Source organism: Thauera sp. 2A1 (assembly GCF_009469595.2).
Taxonomy (GTDB): domain Bacteria; phylum Pseudomonadota; class Gammaproteobacteria; order Burkholderiales; family Rhodocyclaceae; genus Thauera.
In genome coordinates this window covers 85,895-92,160 of sequence record NZ_SSXV01000020.1, presented here as the reverse complement: position 1 = coordinate 92,160, position 6,266 = coordinate 85,895, and the positions used below count along the sequence as shown (strand labels likewise).

Annotated in this window: 6 protein-coding genes; 5 read left to right on the top strand and 1 reads right to left on the bottom strand. The window is 67.2% G+C overall.

The features are described 5' to 3' along the window. Positions 1–530 precede the first annotated feature (530 nt). The gene (locus tag GH664_RS16835; protein WP_153169224.1) at positions 531–2,378 is read left to right on the top strand and encodes a phosphoenolpyruvate carboxykinase (GTP); all 1,848 of its coding nucleotides are present in this window, start codon (positions 531–533) and stop codon (positions 2,376–2,378) included. A 240-nt stretch (positions 2,379–2,618) separates the two neighbouring features. Beyond that, the gene (locus GH664_RS16830) at positions 2,619–3,791 is read left to right on the top strand and encodes a pyridoxal phosphate-dependent aminotransferase (protein ID WP_153169223.1); all 1,173 of its coding nucleotides are present in this window, start codon (positions 2,619–2,621) and stop codon (positions 3,789–3,791) included. On the opposite strand, the gene GH664_RS16825 is transcribed toward GH664_RS16830, so the two are convergent. Next, complete coding sequence (locus GH664_RS16825; RefSeq protein WP_153169222.1) at positions 3,788–4,207, bottom strand: VOC family protein; 420 nt, start codon at positions 4,205–4,207, stop codon at positions 3,788–3,790. The genes GH664_RS16830 and GH664_RS16825 overlap by 4 nt on opposite strands. Positions 4,208–4,394: 187 nt before the next feature. On the opposite strand from GH664_RS16825, the gene GH664_RS16820 reads away from it, so the two are divergent. From GH664_RS16820 to GH664_RS16810, 3 genes are all read left to right on the top strand, one after another. Beyond that, positions 4,395–4,649 (top strand): type II toxin-antitoxin system ParD family antitoxin, encoded by a 255-nt coding sequence (locus GH664_RS16820; RefSeq protein ID WP_153169221.1) that lies wholly within the window; start codon positions 4,395–4,397, stop codon positions 4,647–4,649. Continuing rightward, entirely contained in the window at positions 4,649–4,978 is a 330-nt protein-coding gene (locus tag GH664_RS16815; RefSeq protein WP_153169220.1) for a type II toxin-antitoxin system RelE/ParE family toxin, read from the top strand. Before GH664_RS16820 ends, GH664_RS16815 begins: the two co-directional genes overlap by 1 nt. An 89-nt stretch (positions 4,979–5,067) precedes the next feature. Beyond that, on the top strand, positions 5,068–6,264 hold the full coding sequence (locus tag GH664_RS16810; protein ID WP_194270429.1) for a type IIL restriction-modification enzyme MmeI: 1,197 nt from the start codon (positions 5,068–5,070) through the stop codon (positions 6,262–6,264). Positions 6,265–6,266: the final 2 nt, after the last annotated feature.

The window sequence follows — 6,266 nt, the reverse complement described above, 5'->3', positions numbered from 1 at the left end:
ACCCCGGGCGAATACGCCAGCGACAGGTCGCGCTGGTTGGACAGCACCTTCGTCGGCGTCACTGAAATCTTGCCCGGCCGCGGGTAGCGGTGGTAGTCGAGCGCTGCTGCGCGTATCAATTCGTCCATGTCGGTCGTCCCTCCTGTCGTTGACGCTGTTTGCCCTCGCGGCCCTCCGCTGGCCTGGCGCATAGACTAACGCCGCCCGATGGTCGCGGAGCGCGAAGCATACTCTTCTTTGACGAATTTCTCACATAATGAAATCGTAAATTACCATGTGAAAACATGTGATATTGGTGCAAAGGTCCGCGCGCGTGACAGGCCCGGCGTGGCATAATCCTGCGGCTTCGCTGATCGAGGTAAACCCCTAGGGCTACCGGTCGACGAAGTGCGGATCGCCGGGCTGCGCCCCATCCTCAACCCGGCCATTCCGCCGCCCGCCCGCCGGCCGCAAGGCCTTCGAGACGTCACGGGCTCGACCGACGGGAAACGGTTTCGCTTCCGAATTGTGGAGAGAGGAGAGGATTTCCCATGAATCAACGCTTTGCCGACGCCGCCACCGCTGCTGCACCGGATTACGTCCGCCACGAAGGCCTCAAGAAGTGGGTCGCCGAGATCGCGACCCTGACGGAGCCGGACCGCGTCGTGTGGTGCGACGGTTCGCAGGAGGAATATGACCGCCTTTGCGCCGAGATGGTCGAATCGGGCATGCTCATCAAGCTGAACCCGGAAAAGCGCAAGAACTCCTACCTCGCCTGGTCCGACCCGTCGGACGTGGCTCGCGTCGAAGACCGCACCTTCATCTGCTCCAGGGACAAGGCCGACGCCGGCCCCACCAACAACTGGGAAGACCCGGCGGTGATGCGTGAAACCCTGAGCAGCCTGTTCAAGGGTTGCATGCACGGGCGCACGATGTACGTCGTCCCGTTCTCGATGGGCCCGCTCGGCAGCCCGATCGCCCACATCGGCGTCGAGATCTCCGACAGCCCCTACGTCGTCACCAACATGCGCGTGATGACGCGCATGGGTCGCGGCGCCGTCGAGGTGCTCGGCACCAGCGGCGAGTTCGTGCCCTGCGTGCACACCGTCGGCGCGCCGCTCGCCCACGGCGAGAAGGACAGCCGCTGGCCGTGCAACCCCACCACCAAGTACATCGTCCACTATCCCGAGACGCGCGAGATCTGGTCCTACGGCTCGGGCTACGGCGGCAACGCGCTGCTGGGCAAGAAGTGCTTCGCGCTGCGCATCGCCTCCACCATGGCACGCGACGAAGGCTGGCTGGCCGAGCACATGCTGATCCTCGGCGTCGAGTCGCCGCAGGGCGAAAAGACCTACGTCGCCGCCGCCTTCCCGTCGGCCTGCGGCAAGACCAACTTCGCCATGCTGATCCCGCCGAAGTCGTTCAACGGCTGGAAGATCTACACCGTGGGCGACGACATCGCCTGGATCAAGCCGGGCAAGGACGGCAAGTTCTACGCCATCAACCCCGAAGCCGGCTACTTCGGCGTCGCCCCGGGCACGTCGGAGAAGACCAACTTCAACGCGATGGCGACGCTGAAGGAAAACATCATCTTCACCAACGTCGCGCTGACCGACGACGGCGACGTGTGGTGGGAAGGCATGAGCAAGGAGGCGCCCGCCCACCTGGTCGATTGGCAGGGCAAGGACTGGACGCCGGAGATCGCCAGCGAAACCGGCCGCAAGGCGGCGCACCCCAACGCGCGCTTCACCGCGCCGGCGAACCAGTGCCCGTCCATCGACCCGAACTGGGAAGACCCCGCCGGCGTGCCGATCTCGGCCTTCATCTTCGGCGGCCGCCGTGGCACCACCGTGCCGCTGGTGTATGAAGCCTTCAACTGGAACTACGGCGTCTACATGGCTTCCACGTTGGGCTCGGAAACCACCGCCGCCGCCTTCGGCGCGCAGGGCGTGGTGCGCCGCGACCCGTTCGCGATGCTGCCCTTCTGCGGCTACCACATGGGCGACTACTTCAACCACTGGCTGCGCATGGGTCACGTCGTGGAAGACACGCCCAAGATCTTCTGCGTGAACTGGTTCCGCGTGAACGAGCAGGGCCAGTTCATGTGGCCGGGCTTCGGCGAGAACATGCGCGTGCTGAAGTGGATCGTGGACCGCGTGCGCGGCCGCGTCGGCGCAAAGGAAACCGCCCTAGGCTGGATGCCGAACTTCGAGGACATCGACTGGACGGCATCCGAAGTCACCAAGGCCGAGTTCGACGCGCTGACCAAGGTGGATGCCGACGCCTGGCGCAACGAGCTGTCGCTGCACAAGGAATGGTTCGACAAGCTGCAGGACCGCCTGCCGCGCGAGCTCACCCTCAAGCGCGAACTGTTCGAGCTGGCGCTGAACACCGACTGAACGAAGATGGCCGGCTGAAGCCGGCCCTACAGCACCGTGCCGAGGCACACGTAGGGCGGGCTTCAGCCCGCCATCCCCACATCCAAAAGGCGCCGCAAGGCGCTCTTTTATTTACAGCAGCGTGCCGAGGCACACGTAGGGCGGGCTTCAGCCCGCCACCCCCACATCCGAAAGGCGCCGCGAGGCGCTTTTGCTTTTGGCGGGTTACGATTCGCGTCTTCGCCGCCATGGAATTTTTCGATGCTCCATCTCGCCCGCCGCACCGCCGACATCCAGCCCTTCCACGTCATGGAGCTGCTGCGCCGCGCACGCGAGCTCGAGGCGCAGGGGCGCGACATCATCCACATGGAAGTCGGCGAGCCCGACTTTCCCACGCCACAGCCCATGCTCGACGCCGCCACGCGCTTCATCGCGGGCGGCGACGTGCATTACACCTCCGGCCTGGGCCTGCCGGCGCTGCGCGAAGCCATCGCCCGCTTCTACCACGACCGCTTCGGCGCCGACGTGGCGCCCGAGCGCATCATCGTCACCGCCGGCGCCTCGGGCGCGCTGATGCTGGCGCTGGCCGCCACCACCGACCCGGGCGACGAATGGCTGCTGCCCGATCCGGGCTATCCGTCCAACCGCCACTTGGTGCGCAGCTTCGAAGGCGTCGCGCGCGGCCTGCCGGTCGATGCCGCGAGCCGCTACCAGCCCACCCCCGGCCAGGTGGACTCGGCATGGAGCGCGCGCACCCGCGGCCTCATGGTGGCCACCCCGTCCAACCCCACCGGCACCCTGCTGACCGGCGCCGAAATCGAAGCACTGCACCGCGTCACCCAGGCCCGCGGCGGCCTGCTGCTGGTCGATGAGATCTACCAAGGCCTCACCTACGGCGTCGACGCCTCCACCGCGCTGTCGCGGCCGGCGCTCAACGCCGCCGACGACCTCTTCGTGGTCAACAGCTTCTCCAAGTATTTCGGCATGACCGGCTGGCGCCTCGGCTGGCTGGTCGCGCCGCAGGGCTATGTGCGCACCGTCGAGAAGCTGGCACAGCACTTCTTCATCGCCCCTTCGACGCCCGCCCAGCACGCGGCACTGGCCGCCTTCGCGCCGTCCACGCTCGACATCCTGGAAGCGCGCCGGCACGAGTTCGCCGAGCGCCGCGACACCCTGCTGCCGGCGCTGCGCGACATCGGCTTCACCATCGCCGCCGAGCCGCAGGGCGCGTTCTACATCTACGCCGACGTGTCGCCGCTGGCGGACGACGCCGAAGCGCTCGCCCGCCGCCTGATCGAGGAAGCCGGCGTCGCCGCCACGCCGGGCATCGACTTCGGCGACCACCTACCGCGCCGCCACCTGCGCATCGCCTACACCACGCGCCGCGAACGCCTGCTGGAAGCGGCCGAACGCATCGCACGCGTCTTGCGCTAGCCCTCCTTCATCGCGATCACCATCCACTGCACGCCGAAGCGGTCGGCCAGCATGCCGAAGCTGGTCGCGAAGAAGGTTTCGCCCAGCGGCATCAGCACCTGGCCGCCGTCTGCCAGCGCGGCGAAGCGGCGTTCGGCCTCGGCGGAGTCGGCCACCGACAACGTCAGCGAAAAGCCCGCAAAGCCCGGCTTGTCGGTGCAGCCGCCGTCGGACGCCATCACCACCGAATCGCCGATGCGCACGCTGGCGTGCATCACCTTGTCGCCCCAGCCGGCGGGGATCGTCCCGGGTGGCGGCTCGTCAGGGCTTTCGCGGAAGCGCATCAGCATCTCGACTTCCGCGCCGAGCGCGGCCCGGTAGAAGCCCAGCGCCTCTTCGCAGCGGCCGCCGAAGTTCAGATAGGGTTGGACCTGCATGATTGCTCTCCTCCATCCGGGGCTGCCAGCCCTCGGACTTTCACTGTAGACCACTCCCGTTCGTGCTCGGCGATGGCTATCCCTGCGAGGATCCAGGATCCGCCGGGCAGGACCGCCGGGACATGATTGACGAAGACGATAAGCAGCACTTTAATAACTGTTATTAACTATTATCGAGACCACGATCATGCCGACCAGTGTTGCCTTGGGCAGTCATTTCGAGCGCTTCGTACGGGAGCAGGTGCAAACGGGGCGCTTCAACAACGCAAGCGAAGTGGTCCGTGCGGGCTTGCGCCTGCTGGAGGAAGGCGAGCAGCGCCGGCAGCTTGAACTCGACGCCCTGCGGGCCGAGATCGCGGCGGGCCGGGGCAGTGGCGAACCCAAGTCTGCCGACGCGGTGTTCGATCGACTCGAGGCCAAATACGCCGGCCAGGGACGCTGATGCGCCTGCGCCTCACCCCACTGGCCGAGCAGGATCTCGAATCCATCGCCGATTACATCGCCACTGACAATCCGCGTCGGGCGATCACCTTCGTGCAGGAATTGCGCCAGCAGTGCCAGCGCATCTTGCTCAATCCACCGGGCTACCGCCTGCGCCCAGAACTGGGTGACGGCATCCGCTCCTGTGCTCACGGGAACTACTTGATCTTCTTCGAGACCAACGGCACGGACGTTCTCGTGGTACGCATCCTGCACGGCGCAAGAGACCTGCCAGCCCAGTTCGCCGCGGACGGCGGACGCCCCGAGAGTCATCGCAGCCGCGAGTCATAGCGAACGGAGACCTGCACCGGAAGCCGGCGGCGGCGTCCGCCTGCATGCTCTCCGTATAATCGGCGGATCCCCATCCAAGGCCCGCGCCCGTGGACTCCACCGTCTCCAGCCCCGCCGCCCATCCTGAATTGCCCACGCCCGCCGCCATCGACGCCTTCATCGCGTGCTGGCAGCACGCCAGCGGCACCGAGCGCGCCAACTACCAGCTCTTCCTCACCGAGCTGTGCGAGCTGCTCGCGCTGCCGCGCCCGGAGCCGGCGCGCGACGGGCATGAGGACAACGCCTACATGTTCGAGCGCCGCGTCGATTTCCGCCATGGCGACGGCAGCAAGTCGCGCGGCTTCATCGACCTCTACCGCCGCGGCGCCTTCGTCTGCGAGGCCAAGCAGACCGGCCAGACGCTCGGCTCCGGGCGCTGGGACAACGCCATGCTGCGCGCCCGCGGCCAGGCCGAGGCCTACGCCCGCGCGCTGCCCGCCGGCGAGAGCCGGCCGCCCTTTCTCGTCGTCACCGACGTCGGCCGCTCGATCGAGCTGTATGCCGAGTTCAGCCGCTCGGGCGCCACCTACGTGCCCTTCCCCAACGTGCGCAGCCACCGCATCGGGCTCGAAGACCTGCGCGACGAGGCCATCCGCGCGCGCCTGCTCAAGGTCTGGCTCGACCCGCTGGCACTCGACCCCACCCGCCACAGCGCCCGCGTCACCCGCGAAGTGGCCGACCTGCTTGCAAAGCTGGCGCGCAGCCTGGAAGGCAGCCACGCCTCGGAGACCGTCGCCGCCCTCCTGATGCGCAGCCTGTTCACGATGTTCGCGGAAGACGTCGGCCTGCTGCCGCGCGACAGTTTCAAGGGCCTGCTGCAGGAATGCGAAGCCACGCCTGAAGCTCTTGTCCCACTCGTCGGCGGCCTGTGGCAGGACATGAACCGCGGCAGGAACTGCGCCGCTACCTCGCCGGCCTGCCGCGCTATATCGCCACCGTTGAAACGACGAAGCACCGCACTTTCCAGTTTCTCGATGCGGACATCCTGCCGGACAACATGCTGGTCAATGTCGCCGTGCCCGACGCCGTCGCACTGGGCCTGCTGTCCAGCCGCGTTCATACCTTGTGGGCGCTCTCGGCCGGCGGCCGTCTCGGCGTCGGCAACGACCCGCGCTACAACAAGTCGCGCTGCTCCGAGCCCTTCCCTTTCCCCGCCGCCAACGCCGACCAGCAAACCGAAATCCGCGCGCTCGCCGAGGAACTCGACGCCCACCGCAAGCGGCAACAGGCAGCCCACCCCACGCTGACG

What these genes read in the sequence shown, in the direction of transcription:
- GH664_RS16815 (WP_153169220.1), top strand. Translation starts at nt 4,649, where the DNA reads ATGCGCCTGCGCCTCACCCCACTGGCCGAGCAGGATCTCGAATCCATC.
- GH664_RS16820 (WP_153169221.1), top strand. Translation starts at nt 4,395, where the DNA reads ATGCCGACCAGTGTTGCCTTGGGCAGTCATTTCGAGCGCTTCGTACGG.
- GH664_RS16830 (WP_153169223.1), top strand. Translation starts at nt 2,619, where the DNA reads ATGCTCCATCTCGCCCGCCGCACCGCCGACATCCAGCCCTTCCACGTC.
- GH664_RS16835 (WP_153169224.1), top strand. Translation starts at nt 531, where the DNA reads ATGAATCAACGCTTTGCCGACGCCGCCACCGCTGCTGCACCGGATTAC.
- GH664_RS16825 (WP_153169222.1), bottom strand. Translation starts at nt 4,207, where the DNA reads ATGCAGGTCCAACCCTATCTGAACTTCGGCGGCCGCTGCGAAGAGGCG.